This is a genomic window from Bordetella petrii (genome assembly GCF_020991325.1).
GTDB classification, from domain to species: Bacteria; Pseudomonadota; Gammaproteobacteria; order Burkholderiales; family Burkholderiaceae_B; genus Bordetella_A; species Bordetella_A petrii_E.
Window position 1 is genome coordinate 1 of the sequence record NZ_JAJMLX010000092.1, and the last position, 15525, is coordinate 15525.

16 protein-coding genes and 2 pseudogenes are annotated in these 15525 nt (G+C 66.1%); 9 read left to right on the forward strand and 9 right to left on the reverse strand.

Features of this window, described 5'->3' with window-relative positions:
* A partial coding sequence (locus LPZ50_RS11390; RefSeq protein WP_230661459.1) for a putative hydro-lyase occupies window positions 1-758 on the forward strand: 758 nt, incomplete at its 5' end.
* Between the two features lie 160 nt (window positions 759-918).
* Here LPZ50_RS11390 and LPZ50_RS11395 read toward each other — a convergent pair.
* The 4 genes from LPZ50_RS11395 to LPZ50_RS11410 all read right to left on the reverse strand — a co-directional run bounded on the left by LPZ50_RS11395 (window position 919) and on the right by LPZ50_RS11410 (window position 4900).
* A complete protein-coding gene (locus LPZ50_RS11395; RefSeq protein WP_230661460.1) occupies window positions 919-1983 on the reverse strand; it encodes a porin in 1065 nt (354 codons plus the stop codon).
* A 141-nt stretch (window positions 1984-2124) separates the two neighbouring features.
* The gene (locus LPZ50_RS11400) at window positions 2125-3426 is read right to left on the reverse strand and encodes a TRAP transporter large permease (protein WP_230661461.1); all 1302 of its coding nucleotides are present in this window, start codon (window positions 3424-3426) and stop codon (window positions 2125-2127) included.
* Window positions 3419-3919, reverse strand: coding sequence for a TRAP transporter small permease (locus LPZ50_RS11405; RefSeq protein ID WP_230661463.1), 501 nt, complete (start codon window positions 3917-3919; stop codon window positions 3419-3421). Before LPZ50_RS11405 ends, LPZ50_RS11400 begins: the two co-directional genes overlap by 8 nt.
* A gap of 6 nt (window positions 3920-3925) precedes the next feature.
* The gene (locus LPZ50_RS11410) at window positions 3926-4900 is read right to left on the reverse strand and encodes a TRAP transporter substrate-binding protein (protein WP_230661465.1); all 975 of its coding nucleotides are present in this window, start codon (window positions 4898-4900) and stop codon (window positions 3926-3928) included.
* Between the two features lie 267 nt (window positions 4901-5167).
* Here LPZ50_RS11410 and LPZ50_RS11415 point away from each other — a divergent pair, with 267 nt between their 5' ends.
* Together LPZ50_RS11415 and LPZ50_RS11420 are read left to right on the forward strand one after the other, a co-directional pair.
* Window positions 5168-5677 (forward strand): winged helix DNA-binding protein, encoded by a 510-nt coding sequence (locus LPZ50_RS11415; protein WP_230661467.1) that lies wholly within the window; start codon window positions 5168-5170, stop codon window positions 5675-5677.
* A gap of 70 nt (window positions 5678-5747) precedes the next feature.
* Window positions 5748-7487: pseudogene (locus LPZ50_RS11420) on the forward strand (hydantoinase/oxoprolinase family protein); the annotation flags it as partial.
* On the opposite strand, the pseudogene LPZ50_RS25415 reads toward LPZ50_RS11420, so the two are convergent.
* A pseudogene (locus tag LPZ50_RS25415) lies at window positions 7434-7775 on the reverse strand (enoyl-CoA hydratase-related protein); the annotation flags it as partial. The pseudogenes LPZ50_RS11420 and LPZ50_RS25415 sit on opposite strands and share 54 nt — an antisense overlap.
* A gap of 141 nt (window positions 7776-7916) precedes the next feature.
* Here LPZ50_RS25415 and LPZ50_RS11430 point away from each other — a divergent pair.
* Window positions 7917-8840 carry a LysR family transcriptional regulator gene (locus LPZ50_RS11430; protein ID WP_230661469.1) on the forward strand — a complete coding sequence of 308 codons (924 nt, stop codon included), beginning with the start codon at window positions 7917-7919 and terminating at the stop codon, window positions 8838-8840.
* Window positions 8841-9051: 211 nt separating this feature from the next.
* Here LPZ50_RS11430 and LPZ50_RS11435 read toward each other — a convergent pair whose 3' ends face one another.
* Together LPZ50_RS11435 and LPZ50_RS11440 are read right to left on the reverse strand one after the other, a co-directional pair.
* Window positions 9052-10320 (reverse strand): allantoate amidohydrolase, encoded by a 1269-nt coding sequence (locus LPZ50_RS11435; RefSeq protein WP_230661471.1) that lies wholly within the window; start codon window positions 10318-10320, stop codon window positions 9052-9054.
* A gap of 72 nt (window positions 10321-10392) precedes the next feature.
* Window positions 10393-11094 carry a glutathione S-transferase family protein gene (locus LPZ50_RS11440; RefSeq protein ID WP_230661473.1) on the reverse strand — a complete coding sequence of 234 codons (702 nt, stop codon included), beginning with the start codon at window positions 11092-11094 and terminating at the stop codon, window positions 10393-10395.
* Between the two features lie 124 nt (window positions 11095-11218).
* Between LPZ50_RS11440 and LPZ50_RS11445 the strand changes: the two genes are divergently transcribed.
* Window positions 11219-12130 (forward strand): LysR substrate-binding domain-containing protein, encoded by a 912-nt coding sequence (locus tag LPZ50_RS11445; RefSeq protein ID WP_230661475.1) that lies wholly within the window; start codon window positions 11219-11221, stop codon window positions 12128-12130.
* A 15-nt stretch (window positions 12131-12145) separates the two neighbouring features.
* Here LPZ50_RS11445 and LPZ50_RS11450 read toward each other — a convergent pair whose 3' ends face one another.
* On the reverse strand, window positions 12146-12889 hold the full coding sequence (locus LPZ50_RS11450; protein ID WP_230661477.1) for a class I SAM-dependent methyltransferase: 744 nt from the start codon (window positions 12887-12889) through the stop codon (window positions 12146-12148).
* 74 nt (window positions 12890-12963) lie between these two features.
* Here LPZ50_RS11450 and LPZ50_RS11455 point away from each other — a divergent pair, with 74 nt between their 5' ends.
* The 4 genes from LPZ50_RS11455 to LPZ50_RS25315 are packed head-to-tail and all read left to right on the forward strand — an operon-like array spanning window position 12964 to window position 14727.
* Window positions 12964-13611 carry a glutathione S-transferase family protein gene (locus tag LPZ50_RS11455; protein WP_230661482.1) on the forward strand — a complete coding sequence of 216 codons (648 nt, stop codon included), beginning with the start codon at window positions 12964-12966 and terminating at the stop codon, window positions 13609-13611.
* Window positions 13612-13637: 26 nt separating this feature from the next.
* Window positions 13638-13988 carry a GFA family protein gene (locus LPZ50_RS11460; protein WP_230661479.1) on the forward strand — a complete coding sequence of 117 codons (351 nt, stop codon included), beginning with the start codon at window positions 13638-13640 and terminating at the stop codon, window positions 13986-13988.
* Between the two features lie 12 nt (window positions 13989-14000).
* On the forward strand, window positions 14001-14591 hold the full coding sequence (locus LPZ50_RS11465; protein ID WP_230661480.1) for a flavin reductase family protein: 591 nt from the start codon (window positions 14001-14003) through the stop codon (window positions 14589-14591).
* 1 nt (window position 14592) lies between these two features.
* The gene (locus tag LPZ50_RS25315) at window positions 14593-14727 is read left to right on the forward strand and encodes a hypothetical protein (protein WP_268903343.1); all 135 of its coding nucleotides are present in this window, start codon (window positions 14593-14595) and stop codon (window positions 14725-14727) included.
* 8 nt (window positions 14728-14735) lie between these two features.
* Here the strand turns inward: LPZ50_RS25315 and LPZ50_RS11470 are convergent.
* Window positions 14736-15525: MFS transporter (locus tag LPZ50_RS11470; protein WP_230661481.1), on the reverse strand; the 790-nt coding region annotated here is incomplete at its 5' end.

A 15525-nucleotide genomic window follows, 5' to 3' on the forward strand; every position in this document is an offset into this window, starting at 1 on the left:
CGCGCCTGGATGCCCGCGCCGGCCGCCTGGCCGGCCCCACCGCCAATATCGCCCCGGGCCACGTGCAGGCCAACCTGGCCATCCTGCCGGCCGGCGTGGCGGGGGATTTCCTGCGCTTCTGCCAACGCAACCCCAAGCCTTGCCCGCTGCTGGCGGTGTCCGAACCGGGTGACCCGGCCTTGCCGGCCTTGGGGCACGACATCGATATCCGCAGCGATGTGCCGCGTTACCGCGTGTGGCGCAACGGCGAGCTGGCAGCCGAACCCACCGACGTGCGCGACCTGTGGCGCGACGACCTGGTGGCCTTTCTGATAGGGTGTTCGTTTTCGTTCGAAGAAGCCATGCTGGACAACGGACTGCCTGTGCGCCACATCGAGCAGGGGTGCAATGTGCCCATGTACCGCACATCCATCGCCACCGAGCCGGCGGGGCCGTTCCAGGGGCCCCTGGTGGTATCGATGCGGCCGCTCAAGGCCGTCGATGCCATCCGCGCCATCCAGGTTACGTCGCGCTTCCCGTCTGTGCACGGCGCGCCCGTGCACCTGGGCGACCCGGCCGAAATCGGCATCGCCGATATCAACCGGCCCGACTATGGCGACGCGGTCGAGATACGGCCCGGCGAAATCCCCGTGTTCTGGGCTTGCGGCGTAACGCCGCAGTCGGTGGTGGCGGCGGTGCGGCCCGAGTTCTGCATTACCCACGCGCCCGGCCACATGCTGGTGACCGACCTGCTGAACAGCCGCATGGCGGTGTTGTAGGCGCGGTTCGCAGCGCTGGCAGTAGTAGCCGCGGGGCTGGGGTGCCTGGCTCGGAACGTGCCAGACACCGTTGTGTGCCACGACCGTCTCGGTAGCACGGTGTCCGGCACCCTGACGGGAGCCAGACACCTGGTGCCCGCGAAAACTCGCTACGGCGGCTTCAGAAAATGTGCCGGAAGCCCACCGCCACGCCGACCTGGCTGTCGCTGCCGGCGATTTCGTCGCTGGCGGCGTCTTTCACCTTGTTGTAGTCGACCGTGCCGTACACCTGCGAGCGCTTGGACAGGGCGTATTCCGCCACGCCCACCAGGGCATACCGCTTGCCCTTGTCGCCCGATTCAACCACGTTCTCGCTGCGGTCGTAATAGGCGGCGCCGGTGATGGCCCAGCGCGGGGTGGCCTGCCAGGTGACGCCGGCGAAGTAGCCGTCATCTTTGCGTTCCAGCCCAGGCACGGGCTGGCCGCCCATGACGGCGTTCACGAAGCCGGTTGCATCGCGCCCGTTGAAATAGCCGGCAAACAGCTTGGCGCTTTCGAACTGGTACGAGGCGTTCAGGTTCCACACGCGCTGGCGGTCGTCGGAATTGGTGTCCGAATAGGTTTGCTGGTAGGCGCCGCCCACGGCGAACTGGCCGAATGTGTAGCGCAGCGACGCGCCATACTGCGAGCCCACCTTGTGGTCGTCGTAGTCTTCGCCATTGGCATACGACAGCACCAGCGCCAGGTCGCCCAGGGTGTTGGCATACGTAAACATATTGCCCGTGCGCACGCGCGACATGGCGGCCGGCAGCCAGGCGTTCTGGTCGTAGTTGCCCACGGTAAGCGGGTCGAAGTGGTCGGCCAGCAGGTTGAACATGGGCGTGTTCTGCAAGCCCAGCGTCAAGGTGCCGATGGCCCCGCCATCCAGGCCCAGGTAGGCCAGGCGGCTGAAGGTCTTGTCGGGGTCCGAGCCATTGCCGTTCTGCAGGTTGAAGCCGTTCTCCAGCCGGAAAAACGCCTTCATGCCGTTGCCCAGGTCTTCGGTGCCGCGCAGGCCCCAGCGGCTGTTGGAAATGGCGCCGTTGGCCAGGCCGAAGCGGCTTCCCTCGCTTTGGCTGCCGCTGCCGTGGCTGAGATAGCGCATGCTGATGTCCGCAATGCCGTACAGCGTGACGCTGGTTTCGGCCGCGGCGGTACCCGCGGCCAGCCCGGTCAGGGCCAGCAGCGCGATGGCGGTCTTCTTCATGTTGAGTTTCCTCCGGTACAGCTTGGTGTGCCCGGTTTATGGCCGGGTCGGGGTGCCGGCGGCGTGGCTTCGGGTGGATGCCAGGCCCCCGGCGGACAATGCGCCCGCCCCTGGACAGGGACGGGCACGCCTACGTATGGCTTACATGCGCATGTGCTGGGGCAGCCAGGTGGCGATGCCGGGTACGGTGTAAAGCAGCAGCACCGCCAGGATCATCAGGGCGAACATCGGCAGCGATGCGCGCGCAATATACGGCAGTTCGCGGCCCGTCATGCCTGACAGGACGAACAGGTTGAAACCCACCGGCGGCGTGATCTGGGCCATTTCCACCACGAACACGACGAAGATGCCGAACCAGATCAGGTCGATGCCGGCCGCCTGCACGGTGGGCAGCAGCACGCCCATGGTCAGCACCACGATCGAGATGCCGTCCAGGAAGCAGCCCAGCACCACGAAAAACACCATCAGGGCCATGATCAGCCCGAACTGCGACAGGCCCAGGTTGCCTATCCATTCGGCCAGCGCACGTGGCAGGCCTATGTAGCCCATCGATAGCGTCAGGAACTGTGCGCCCGCCAGGATCAGCGCGATCATGCAATACAGGCGGGTGGCGCCCATCAGCGAGGCGGTGAATGCCTTGCGCGACAGCGACCCTTGCAGCGCCGACAGGGCCAGCGCGCCCACCACGCCCACGGCGGCGGCTTCGGTGGCCGTGGCGATGCCTGCATAGATGGAACCCAGCACCGCGGCAATCAACAGCAGCACCGGGATCAGGTGGCGCGATTGGTACAGCTTCTGGCGCAGGCTCATGTGCGTGTCGGCGGCGGGCACCTGGTCCGGGTTGCGCAGCGCCCAGAAGGCGATATAGCCCATGAACAGCAAGGCGAGCAGGGCGCCGGGCAGGATGCCGGCGATGAACAGCCGCGCAATGGATACGTTGGCCGCCACGCCATACACGATCATGATGATGGACGGCGGAATCAGCAGCCCCAGGGTGCCGGCGCCCGACAATGTGCCTAGCACTTTGCTTTCGGGGTAGCCGCGCCGCTTCAGTTCCGGAATGGTCATCTTGCCCACGGTGGCGCAGGTGGCCGCCGACGAGCCCGACACGGCGGCGAAGATGGCGCAGCCGATGATGTTGGTGTGCAGCAGCCGGCCGGGCAGCCGGTTCAGCCAGGGCGACAGCCCCTTGAACAGGTCTTCGGACAGGCGGGTGCGGAACAGGATCTCGCCCATCCACAGGAACAGCGGCAGGGCGGTCAGTGTCCAGCTGGACGCGGCGCCCCAGATGGTAACGGCCATGGCGTCGCCGGCAGGCCGGCTGGAAAAGATCTCCATGCCGATCCAGGCCGTGCCCGCCAGGGTCAGGCCTACCCAGACGCCGCAGCCCAGCAGGGCGAATATGGAAATGACCAGCAGGGTAATAACCAGGACTTCATTCATGGGTTTGATGCGCAGTGGGGGCAGGCAGGCCGCGCAGGCGACGCACCAGTTCGTCGACCAGCGACACCAGGAACAACACGGTGCCCACCGCCATGCTGATCTGCGGGATCCAGAGCGGCGTGGCGTCGTTGGCCGTGGAAATGTCGTTGAACATGTGTGAATCGTGGGCAAGCTTGATGCTGAAATAGGCGAAGGCCGCCGCCAGCACCGTGCCCACGGCCAGCGCGAAAATGTCCAGCCGGCGCCCGCTGCGTTCGGCCAGCGAATTCAGCAGCAGCGTGACGCGGATATGCTCGCCGTGCTTGAAGGTGCTGGCCAGCGCCAGGAAGCCGGCGGCCGCCATGAAATAGCCGGCGTAGGCGTCGGTACCAGGAATGTTCCAGCCCAGTTGGCGGGCAATGATGGCGGCCAGCACGGAGACCAGCACGCCTATCATGCACAGGCCGGCCAGGAGGCCGGCCGCGCCGTACAAAGTATCGAGAAAACGGCGCATGCGGGCTTACATCTTGCGATAGGCGTCAACCATGGCTTTGCCGTCGTCGCCCGACCGCTTCAGCCAGTCTTCGATCATGCCTTCGCCCACCTTGGTCATGCCGGCCTGCAGTTCGGGCGTGGGCTTGATGATCTGCAAGCCATTCTTGGTCAGTTGTTCCTGGTACCACTTGTTCTTTTCTTCCGACAGCTTCCAGCCGCGTTCCTCGGCTTGCGCGCCAGCCTTTTTCAGGGCTTCCTGGGTGGCCGGATCCAGCGCGTCGAAGGCTTTCTTGTTCACGATGATGGAGTTCTTGGGCAGCCAGGCCTGGGTGTCGTACCACTTCTTGATGTACTCGTAGGTCTTGGTGTCATAACCGGTGGATGCCGACGACATGTACGAGTCGATGACGCCGGTGGCCATGGCCTGTGCCAATTCGGCCTGTTGCACGGTGACGGGCTGCGCGCCCACCAGTTCGGCGATCTTCGCGGTGACGGGGCTATAGGCACGCCACTTCAGGCCCTTCAGGTCTTCGACCTTGTTCAGTTCCTTGTTGGCGAAAATGCCCTGCGGCGGCCAGGCCACCGAATACAGCAGCATCATGCCCTGCGAGGCCAGCTTCTTTTCCAGGAAGGGTTTTTGCGCCTGGTACAGCTTGTACGACGCTTCGTAGCCGGTGGCCAGGAAGGGCAGGCCGTCCAGCGCGTAGACAGGGTCTTCGTTGGCGTAGTTGGTCAGCAGGATCTCGCCGATCTGGGCCTGGTTGCCTTGCACGGCGCGCTTGATCTCGGGCGCCTTGTACAGCGAAGCATTGTTGTGCAGCGTGATCTTCAGCTTGCCGCCCGAAAGGCTTTCCACGTCCTTGGCGAAGGTGGCCAGGTTCTCGACATGGAAATTGCTGGCGGGATAGGCGGTGGGCAGGTCCCAGGTGGTCTGGGCAATGGCGCCGGCGCTGAAGGCAAGCGCGAAACTGCCAGCCAGCAGGGATAGGGTCTTTTTCATGGGAGATCCTTCTTGGGAGATCACGGACGGACGGCCTTGCGGCATTGGAGAAGAGCCGCGGAACGTGTCCCGCGGCTGTCACAAACCGTGCAATTCTATGCCGCTGGCAGGGCCAGAAGTCCCTGGAAACGGCAGCTTAGGGGTAATTCCTAGGTAAGTTCAGCAACGCAATCGCGCAGGCCCAAGAAAATGTTCCCAACAATTTTACGTTGATAAATTGTAGATAAATTATTAGTATTTCATCTGAATTTGTTCCCGGAGCCGCTCATGAAAGCGAACCTCATCGCCGCGTCCGCGCACTTGGTCAGCAGCCGCGCGCCCGACTTGTCTGAAGTCGAGTTCGGCCTGATGATCGCCAGCCACGCGTTCAACCGCTGGACGGTGCGCTGCATGGCGGCGGCCGGGGTGCCCGACCTGACCTCCACCGACGTGATGGTGCTGCACCATGTGCACCATCGCCAGCGCAGCAAGAAACTGGCCGATATCTGCTTCACGCTGAACGTGGAAGACACGCACATCGTCAATTACTCGCTGAAGAAGCTCGAGCGCCTGGGCGTGGTGCGCGGCGAGCGCACCGGCAAGGAAGTCTTCTACGGCATTACCGAGCAGGGCGCCACGGCCATTGCCCGCTACATCGAGATCCGCGAGCAGTGCCTGATCGACGGCCTCGAGGCGGGGGCGGGCGCCGGCGTGGAATTCAACCGGCAACTTGCCAAGACACTGCGGGCCCTGTCGGGCCTGTACGACCAGGCGGCCCGCGCGGCTACCTCGTTATGAACCTTCACGGCGCGCGCCGGGCCCGGGGCCGGGATGCGCCGCGCCGTTACTCTTACCTGTCGAGGACACTATGAAGTGGCAATTCTGGATCGATCGTGGGGGCACCTTTACGGACATCGTGGCCAGGCGCCCCGATGGCGGCACCGCCACCGCCAAGCTGCTGTCGGAAAACCCCGAGCAGTACCGCGACGCGGCCGTGGCCGGCATACGCCAACTGCTGGGCCTGGCGCCGGGCGAACCCGTGCCGGCCGAACAGGTCGAATGCGTCAAGATGGGCACCACGGTGGCCACCAATGCCCTGCTGGAACGCAAGGGGGAACGCACGTTGCTGGTGACCACCCAGGGTTTCCGCGACGGTCTGCGCATTGCCTACCAGAATCGTCCGCGCCTGTTCGACCGTAACGTGCAACTGCCGGAAATGCTGTACGAATCGGTGGTGGAAGCCGATGAGCGTGTCGATGCCGGCGGCGCGGTGGTGCGCCCGCTGGACGAGGACGCGCTGCGCCAGCAACTGCGCCAGGCCTACGGCACAGGCATACGCGCCGTGGCCGTGGTGTTCATGCATGCCTGGCATGCGCCCGCGCACGAGCAGCGCGCCGCCGCGATCGCGCGCGAACTGGGCTTTACCCAGGTATCGGCTTCGCACGAGGTCAGCCCGCTGATCAAGTACGTGTCCCGCGGCGACACCACGGTGGTCGATGCCTACCTGTCGCCCATTCTGAAGCGCTATGTGGACCAGGTGGCGGCCGAATTGCCGGGTATACGCCTGATGTTCATGCAGTCCAGCGGCGGCCTGACGGACGCGCACCGGTTCCGCGGCAAGGACGCCATCCTGTCCGGGCCGGCCGGCGGCATTGTCGGCATGGTGCGCACCAGCGAACTGGCGGGTTTTCCGCGCATCATCGGCTTTGACATGGGCGGCACGTCCACCGACGTGTCGCACTACGCGGGCGAATTCGAGCGCGAGTTCGAGACCCTGGTGGCCGGGGTGCGCATGCGCGCGCCCATGATGAGCATCCACACCGTGGCCGCGGGCGGCGGGTCCGTCCTGCATTTCGATGGCGCGCGCCTGCGCGCGGGGCCCGATTCGGCCGGCGCCAATCCGGGGCCGGCTTGCTACCGGCGCGGCGGCCCCTTGGCCGTCACCGACTGCAATGTACTGCTGGGGAAAATCCAGCCCGACTTCTTCCCGCGCGTATTCGGCCCGGCGGCCGACCAGCCCCTGGACCGCGACGTGGTGCGGCAGCGCTTCGAGGCAATGGCCGCCGAAGTCCGCGACGCCACTGGCCGCGAGATGACGCCCGAGCAACTGGCCGAGGGGTTCCTGGAAATCGCCGTGGGCAATATGGCCGAGGCCATCAAGCGCATTTCGGTGCAGCGCGGGCATGACGTCACCGAGTACGCGCTGACGGTATTCGGCGGCGCGGGAGGGCAGCACGCCTGCCTGGTGGCCGACGCGCTGGGCATGACCACGGTATTCGCGCACCCGCTGGGCGGCGTGCTGTCGGCCTACGGCATGGGCCTGGCCGACCAGACCGACATGCGTCAGAAAACCGTGGAAAAGGTGTTGGATGCGTCGCTGCTGCCCGAATTGCGGGCCGAACTCGACGAACTGGCCGCGCAGGCCGAGGGTGAATTGCGCCGCCAGCATGTGCCGCAGGATGTCATCCAGGTGCAGCGGCGCCTGCACCTGAAATACCGCGGCACCGACACCGCGCTGGAGGTGGCTTTCTCCGCCCTGGAGCAGGTGCGCAGTGATTTCGAGGCCGCCTACCGCCAGCGTTACTCGTTCCTGATGCCGGGCCGCGACAATGGGTTTGGCGCTAGCCTCGATGGCGTTGCAGACGTCGGGCAGGGCGGGCGGCTGGGGAGGCTTGCCGAATTCTCGGATGTCGGCGCCGGCGATGAAGTTGCGTCCGGCCCCCACCAGCACCACGGCCTGTACGTCCGCATCGGTTTGTGCGTTCTGGATGGCGTCGGCCAGGCCGCGCCGCACGTCGGCGCTGAGTGCATTGACCGGGGGGTGATCGATGGTAAGGACCAGGATGCCATCGAGCCGCTGCGCGGCAACGGCGCCGCGCGGGGCGTGTTCTGCCATGGGTTGTGTCTCCGGGGGTGCAGGCCATGCGGCCTGTCTGGTGTGGTCAAAGCGATCTTTCTATTCTTGATCAGCAAGGCAATCTTGACAATGGCATGCAGAGTTGACACTGCGTACAAGAAACTTTGACAATCGATGGTCATGGACACTAAATCCCTGACCTTGCTGGTTGAGATCCTGGACGCTGGCAACCTGAGCGAAGCCGCGCGGCGCCTGAAAATGACGCGGGCTAACGTCAGCTATCACTTGAACCAACTGGAGCGCGCCGTGGGCATGCAACTGGTGCGCCGCACGACGCGCCGGGTAGAGCCTACCGAGATCGGGCTGCGGTTGTACCAGCACGGCTGCAGTATTCGCGATGAACTTGCGGCCGCGCAAGAATCCGTGGAATCGCTGGGCCAGACCCCGCAGGGGCGCGTGCGCCTGAGCGTGCCCAGCGGCTATGGGCAATTCGTCATGTCGCCCTGGCTGCTGGAATTCAAGCGCAATTACCCGGACATCGTGCTGGACGTGCTGTTCGAGAACAGCGTGGAAGACCTGCTGCGCGAAGAAGTGGACATCGCGGTGCGCATTACGTCCGAGCCGCCCGGGCACCTGGTGGCGCGCGACCTGGGGCGGGTGCGCTACGTTGCCTGCGCCTCGCCGGCCTATGCGGCGCGCCGCGGGCTGCCGCAACGGCCGGAAGCGCTGGGCAGCGCGCCCATCATCAGCGCGGCCGTGATCGGACGGCCGCTGCGCATATCCGCCTACCAAGGCAGTCAGCGCCAGGTGGTCACCCTGGATCCCACCGTGGTGTCGCGCAACTATCCGTTCCTGCGCGATGCCGCGCTGGCGGGGCTGGGCGTGGCCGTGGTGCCCGACTACGTGGTGTACGAAGACGTGGCCCAGGGGCGGTTGCTGACGGCGCTGGACGCCTGGCGGCTGAGCATTTTCGGGCGCGGCATGTATTTGCTGTACATGCCCAGCCGGCATCATCCGCGCGCGTTGTCGATGCTGATCGAGTTCATCCTGGACAAGGCCCACGCCGCGCACGAAGGGCGGCCGGGGTTGTTGCCGCCCGGCTGATGGGTATGGGCGCCAAGGTGGTGCCATGGGCGTCTGACTCCGCAGATGTCAGACGCCGTGCTATTGAGACGGCAGAGGCACGTGTCGGTGTCTGACACCTTGCGGAGTCAGACACCCATGGTGGGCCTTGCGGAGTTGGACACCCACGGCGAGCGTTCACGGATGTTCACGGGTGTCTGGCTCCCGCCAGGGTGCCAGACACCGTCCAACATCAGCCGCCTGGCTCGAGCGCAAGCAGGAAGTCCATCACGGCCTGGCCCGCCAGTTGCGCATCGGCGGCGGTCATGGTTTCCGCAGGGTTGTGGCTGACGCCGCCATTGCCGCAGCGCACGAACAGCATGCTGACCGGCACCACGCGGCCCAGCAGCATGGCGTCGTGGCCGGCCCCAGAGGGCAGGTCCAGCACCGGCGCACCTTGCGCCGCCACGGCCTGCCGCCATAGCGCCTGGTGCGCCGGCGAACAGGGCGTGGCGGGCACGCGCATCAGTTCTTCGGACGTGTGCTCGATATTGCGCCGCGCGCAAATTTCCTGGATACGCGCGTCGATGTCGGCCAGCGCCCGGTCGCGGTCGGCGTCCTGCGCGGCGCGCACGTCCAGTGTCAGAAGGCAGGCGCCGGGAATCACGTTGATGGACCCTTCCGGCACCTGCAGCATGCCCACCGTGCCCACCAGGCCAGGTTCCTGTCCGCAGCGCGTTTCAACCGCCAGCACGATTTCCGCCGCCGCGCAGGCCGCGTCGCGCCGCAGGTCCATGGGCGTGGTGCCGGCATGGCCGGCCGCGCCGGTTAGCATCAATTGCCGCCGCACGCAGCCGGCGATAGACGTGACCACGCCCAGCGGCAGGCCACGCTGCTGCAGTACCGGGCCTTGTTCGATGTGCACCTCGAAGTAATGGCGCAGGCGCGGACCGGCGCGCGAGCCGGCGATGCCGGCGGGGTCCAGGCCGGCGTCCTGCATGGCCTGGCGCATCGAGACGCCATCGGTATCGCGCTTGTCGAGCTGCGCCAGATCGAACTGCCCGATGTAGGCCGACGAACCCAGGAATGAACCTCCATACCGCACGCCTTCTTCCTCGGCAAACCCCACGACTTCGAAGTCGAACGGCAGGCGCAGGCCGCGCCGGCGCAGTTCGGCCACCACCGCGATGGGCAGCAATATGCCCAGGCGGCCATCGTATTTTCCGCCGTTGCGCACGGTGTCGTAGTGGCTGCCCGTGGCCACCAGCGGCGGGTTGGCCACAGCCGGATCAGCACGGTAGCGGCCGATGACATTGCCCACGGCATCTTGCCGCAGCGAGTCGAAACCGGCCGCGCGCATCCATTCTTCCAGCTGGCGCGCCGTGGCGCGGTGGGCGGGTGTCAGGTAGGTGCAGGTCAGGTTGGCGGCATGGTCAGACCAGCGCGACAGCGTTTCGGCCTGGCTCATGACGGGGTCGCCGTAGACGGCGGTGGACGGCGGCGTACAAGTCGGGGCGGGCATGGGGGCCTGGCGATGGTGGCTGATGCCTTGCTTATACCATCGCCCCCGCGGGCCAGGCGCCCGCCGCCGTCCTTAGCGTTCCAGCAGCGCCAGGGCATCGGCCAGTTCGATGTGGCCCTGGAAAGCGCCCGCCGACACGGCCGGCTGGCCGGCTTCGATGCCATGGGCAAATTGCACCGCCGGGTCGGCCTGCAAGGTGTCGTACAGCCGTTGCAGGTTGGGATAGTCGCGGCGGTCGGCCACCTGGTGGTAGTCGGCCCAGCGGGCGATCCCGGCGAAGTAGGCATCGGCCACGCTGCGGTGTTCGCCCAGCAGCCATGGCTGCCGGCCCAGCAGGGTATCGAGCGTGGCATGGGCTTTCAGCACCTTGTCGCGGCCGTATTCGGCCAGCACCGTGCGGCCCGGGCCGTCCAGTTCATGTTCCACCAGGTGCCACAGGGGCGTGAACGCGTTGAAGAAGCTGGTGTTCAGATAGCCCAGCATCTGGTTCAGGCGGTCGAACCCGGGGCTGCCCTGCGGGTATCCCAACTGCTGGTCCAGGCCGTGCGCGGCGATGTGGTTCAGGATGGCCATGCTTTCGGTGATGATCGCGCCGGCCTTGCTGGCATAGGCCGGCGTTTCGGCCACCGGGTTGATGCGGCGGAACGCCTCGCCCGACACAGTCTCGGGCATCTGGATACGGCTCAGGCGGTAGGGGTGGGCCAGCCATTCCAGCGCTACGATGGCGCCAAACGAGCAGCCCGAGGGCACGCCGTAGAAAAGAATGGGGGTCATGTTGTTGCTCCTGGTTGTCGCCCCCCGGAATGGGTTGCGCATGGCCGAGACTATATTTTTGTGGACGCAGGTTGAGTAGCCGGTAAGAATCGCACCTTAAGTACACATTTATGGACTTTGGCGCATGCTGAACCTGAACGACCTGAACTTCTTCGTGGCGGCCGTCGAGCAAGGCAGTTTTGCTGCCGCCGGACGCCGGCTGGATGTGCCCAAGTCCACCGTCAGCAAGCGGGTGGCGGAACTGGAGCAGGCGCTGGCGGCCCGGCTGGTGCACCGCACCTCGCGCAGCTTCGCGCTGACCGACGTGGGGCAGTCGTTCTACGAGCATGCCAAGGCGGCCCTGATCGAGGCCGAAGCCGCCGTCGAGGTCGTGCAGCGCCGCGCCGCCGAGCCCAGCGGGCGGGTGCGCCTGACCGCATCCGTGCCAGTGACACAGCAATATCTGGCGCCGCATCTGCCGGCCCTGGCCAAGGCGTATCCCCGATTGCACGTGCAGCTGGATGTGTCCGACCGGTATGTAGACCTGGTGCAGGAGGGCTACGACATGGCCGTGCGCAGCCATTTCGCGCCCTTGCCGGATTCCGAGCTGGTGCAGCGGCCGCTGGCGCGCGAACCGCTGATCCTGGTTGCCGCGCCCGGCTATGCGCGCGAGCGGCCCTTGCCCGCGCGGCCTGAAGGCCTGCAGCCACATCACGGCTTGCTGAGTGGGGCGGCAGCCGGTACTTGGCGCTTGACGAGCACGGGCCAGCCGGCCGAGACAGTATCGGTAACCCCACAGGCGCGCGCCACCGCCAACGAATCCAGTGTGCTGCTGAGCCTGGCGGCGGCGGAGGTGGGCATTGCCTGCCTGCCGGCCAGCATGTGCCGCCAGGCAATGGCCGCCCGACAACTGGTGAGGGTGCTGGACGAATGGGTGGCCGGATACGTGGCCACTACCCTGGTCATGCCGCACCGGCGCGGCCAGTTGCCTGGCGTGCGTGCCGTGGTGGATTTCCTGGTTGAAAAGATCGGCGAGGCGGAGCAGGGTGCGGCGTAGCGCCGCCCCGGGCATTCAGCGTTGCGCCGCCACCAGCAGCATCATGGGACGCTCTTGCTCGTCCCGCAGGGCGGGCTGGGCGGCCAGTTGAGCGGCGCTGGGGCTCCAGTCTTCGACGTGCGTCAGCGTGAAGCCGGCGCGCATGACAGTGTTGAGCAGGGTGCCCAGCGTGCGATGCTGCTTGATCACGCCGGGCGCCAGCCAGTCGGTGCGACGCGCGCCTTCGGCCTGGTAGCTGTCCACCGGCCATGTGCGGCGTCCGTCGGCATGGTCGATCCAGTCGGGGTGGCGCGATGCCATGTAGATGGGGTGCTCGACTGAAAACACCAGGCGGCCGCCGGGCCGCAAGCCCAGGTGCACGGCCTGAAGCAGGCCGGCCAGGTTTTCCAGGTAATGCAGCGTCAGCGAACTGTAGGCCAGGTCGTATCCGCCCGCGGGCAGTGTCAGGGTTTCCATGTCGGCGCGGGTGTAGGTAATGCGCCCAGGTTCCACATTGGCCTGCGCGCCGAGCTGCGCGGCGCGTTCCAGCATGCGGGCCGACACATCCAGTCCCAGGACGCTGCGCGCACCTTGTTCGGCCGCCCAGCGGCAGAACCAGCCATAGCCGCAGCCCAGGTCGATCACGTCCCGTTCGTGCATGCCGGGTAGCAGGGCGCGCAAGGCCGGCCACTCTGGCGCCCCGTCCAAGCCGTCGACAGAACGGCGCAGCCGAGCATAACCGGCGAAGAAATCGGCGTTGTCGTAGATGTTCTGGGTCATGGCGGATTTATAACCCGGCGCGTCCTTGCGGTAGACTGCCAGGCATGCAACCGCCGCCCGCCGATCCGACCGCCGTGCTTACCATCTGGGGCCGCGCCAGTTCGTTCAACGTGCAGAAAGTCATGTGGCTGGTGGATGAACTGGGCTTGCCGCACCGGCATATTCCCGCCGGCGGCCGTTATGGCGGCAACGATACGGCCGGGTTCCTGGCCATGAATCCGCACGGCAAAGTGCCGGTCATCGATGACGCGGGCGTGGTGGTGTGGGAATCGCACAGCATCCTGCGCTACCTGGCGGCGCGCCACGGCGGGCCGCCGTTCTGGCACGATGACCCCGCGCAGCGCTCGAAGGCCGAACGCTGGATGGACTGGGCGCAAACCAGCCTGCAGCCCGATTTCCTGAATGGCGTGTTCTGGGGCGGCTACCGTACTCCGGAAGCGCAGCGAGACGTGGCTGCCGTTGCGCGCAGTGTTGCCCGTTGCGCGGCGCATTTCCAGCTGCTGGATACTTTGCTCGCGCGGCAGCCGTTCCTGGCCGGCGAGCACCTTACGCTGGCCGACATTCCCGCGGGCACCAGCCTTTACCGTTACTTCAACCTGGATATCGAACGGCCGCCCTTGCCGCATGTGCAGGCCTGGTACGCGCGGCTGCAGGAACGGCCGGCCTATCGCCGGCACGTGATGATTCCGTTTGAAGAGTTGCGTGGAAGATTGGCATACTAGGGTTTCGCCTTCACCAGGAGACTACCGTGCCATTCCAGGGTAGCTGTCATTGCGGCGCCGTGCGATTCACCGTGAATGCCGACGCCCCCACGTCCGCCATCAGTTGCAATTGCTCGCACTGCCGCCGCAAGGGGTTTCTGCTGAGCTTCTTTCTCGCCGACGTATTCACGCTGGATGCGGGCGCCGATGCCTTGCAGTCGTACCAGTTCAATACACACAAGATCGATCATCGCTTCTGCCGCCACTGCGGCACCGAGCCGGTGGCCTATGGCGCCAACCCGGACGGTTCGGCCGTGCGGGCGGTGAACCTGCGCTGCGTGCCGGACATCGATTTGAACACCCTGACGCTGCAGCACTACGACGGCGCGTCGCACTGATATTGGCCATTCATGCCATCGCCTTCCCTGTCTGACCTGCCGTTGCGCCATCCCGTCGAACTGGCCAAATGCTATCGCCTGCTGAACCACGGGCCCACCGTGCTGGTAGGCAGCGCCCATGCCGGGCGCCGCAACGTAATGGCGGCGGCATGGTCCATGCCGTTGGACTTTTCCCCACCCAAGGTGGCGGTGGTGATCGACCGCAACACGCTGACGCGTCAACTGGTGGAAGCGTCGGGCGAATTTTCCCTGAACGTGCCTTCGCGCGCGGTGGCCGCGGCCACGCTGCAAGTCGGTTCGCTGTCCGGCCGCGAGCACGACAAGTCGCAGACACCCGGCCTGGCCATGCTGCCGGCCGAGCAGATCGGCGCGCCGCTGCTGGCTGGCTGCCTGGCCTGGCTGGAATGCCGCGTGATTGCCGAGCCGCACATCCAGGACAGCTATGATCTTTTCCTGGGCGAAGTGGTGGCCGCGTGGGCGGACCCGAACGTGTTTCGCGATGGCCACTGGGTGTTTCCCGATAATGTGCCGCGCAGCATTCATTACATCGCCGGCGGCAATTTCTTCGAAACCGGCGCGGCTTTCGACGTGGCGGCGCCGTAGCATGAAAAAGGGAAGCTGGATCGCCATTGGCATCGCCATAGGTGTGGCGATAGGCGTGGCCATGGACAACATAGCCATGGGCATAGGAATAGGCCTGGCCCTGGGTATTGCCATGAGCCTGGAGGGGCGCCGCTAGCGCGGTGCTTAGGTGGATGCCGCGGCGGCGGCGTCGCTTCGGGGCGGGCTGCGCAAGCGCCGCACTGGCGAGCGAAACAGGATACCGAATTGCAAGGCAAAGCCCGCGGCCATTACCCACAGGCAGGCGGCCATGCCGTAATGTTCGGCGAGTATGGCGCCGATGGCCGCGCCCAGCGGGCGCGCACCAAAAGTGGCCGTCATGATCAGGGCTGACACCCGTCCCAGCATGGCATTCGGGGTTAGCGCCTGGCGCAGCGTGGTGGTCGATATTGTCCACAAGATAGGGCCGGCACCAAACAGAAAAAACGCCACGCCGGCCACCAGGCCGGAGGGGCTGGCCAGGGTGGCCAGCATCAGCCCGGCGGCCGCCAGCGCGGCCAATGGGCCGGTTGCTATCACCGCGCCGAACGATAGACACCGGGCCAGCCATGGGGCGGCCAAGGCGCCCGCCACCATGCCGCAGCCATATGACGCCAGGGTCAGGCCGACTTGCGCGGCGCCCAGTCCAAGCCTGTCGACGGCATAGGCGACGTAGACCGCTTGCAGAATGAACCAGGACGTATTGAAGACGACCGCTGTCAGCACGATGGGGCGCAGCAAGTCATGCCCGGCGACAAAGCGGGCGCCGTCGGCAACTTCGTGCCACACATGCCGGTGTACTCGCGGCGGCGCTGTTTCATCCGGCAGGCGCAGCAGGCAGGCCGCCGCCAGCAGCGACAAGGCGGCCGCCAGGGCGTAGGCCGTCGATGCGCCCATGGCGCCCACCAGAGCGCCGCCCAGCTCCGGGCCGGCGGCG

Excerpts from the sequence above, each read along its gene's own strand:
- LPZ50_RS11395 (WP_230661460.1), bottom strand. The coding sequence starts at position 1,983 with ATGAAGAAGACCGCCATCGCGCTGCTGGCCCTGACCGGGCTGGCCGCG.
- LPZ50_RS11400 (WP_230661461.1), bottom strand. The coding sequence starts at position 3,426 with ATGAATGAAGTCCTGGTTATTACCCTGCTGGTCATTTCCATATTCGCC.
- LPZ50_RS11405 (WP_230661463.1), bottom strand. The coding sequence starts at position 3,919 with ATGCGCCGTTTTCTCGATACTTTGTACGGCGCGGCCGGCCTCCTGGCC.
- LPZ50_RS11410 (WP_230661465.1), bottom strand. The coding sequence starts at position 4,900 with ATGAAAAAGACCCTATCCCTGCTGGCTGGCAGTTTCGCGCTTGCCTTC.
- LPZ50_RS11415 (WP_230661467.1), top strand. The coding sequence starts at position 5,168 with ATGAAAGCGAACCTCATCGCCGCGTCCGCGCACTTGGTCAGCAGCCGC.
- LPZ50_RS11430 (WP_230661469.1), top strand. The coding sequence starts at position 7,917 with ATGGACACTAAATCCCTGACCTTGCTGGTTGAGATCCTGGACGCTGGC.
- LPZ50_RS11435 (WP_230661471.1), bottom strand. The coding sequence starts at position 10,320 with ATGCCCGCCCCGACTTGTACGCCGCCGTCCACCGCCGTCTACGGCGAC.
- LPZ50_RS11440 (WP_230661473.1), bottom strand. The coding sequence starts at position 11,094 with ATGACCCCCATTCTTTTCTACGGCGTGCCCTCGGGCTGCTCGTTTGGC.
- LPZ50_RS11445 (WP_230661475.1), top strand. The coding sequence starts at position 11,219 with ATGCTGAACCTGAACGACCTGAACTTCTTCGTGGCGGCCGTCGAGCAA.
- LPZ50_RS11450 (WP_230661477.1), bottom strand. The coding sequence starts at position 12,889 with ATGACCCAGAACATCTACGACAACGCCGATTTCTTCGCCGGTTATGCT.
- LPZ50_RS11465 (WP_230661480.1), top strand. The coding sequence starts at position 14,001 with ATGCCATCGCCTTCCCTGTCTGACCTGCCGTTGCGCCATCCCGTCGAA.
- LPZ50_RS25315 (WP_268903343.1), top strand. The coding sequence starts at position 14,593 with ATGAAAAAGGGAAGCTGGATCGCCATTGGCATCGCCATAGGTGTGGCG.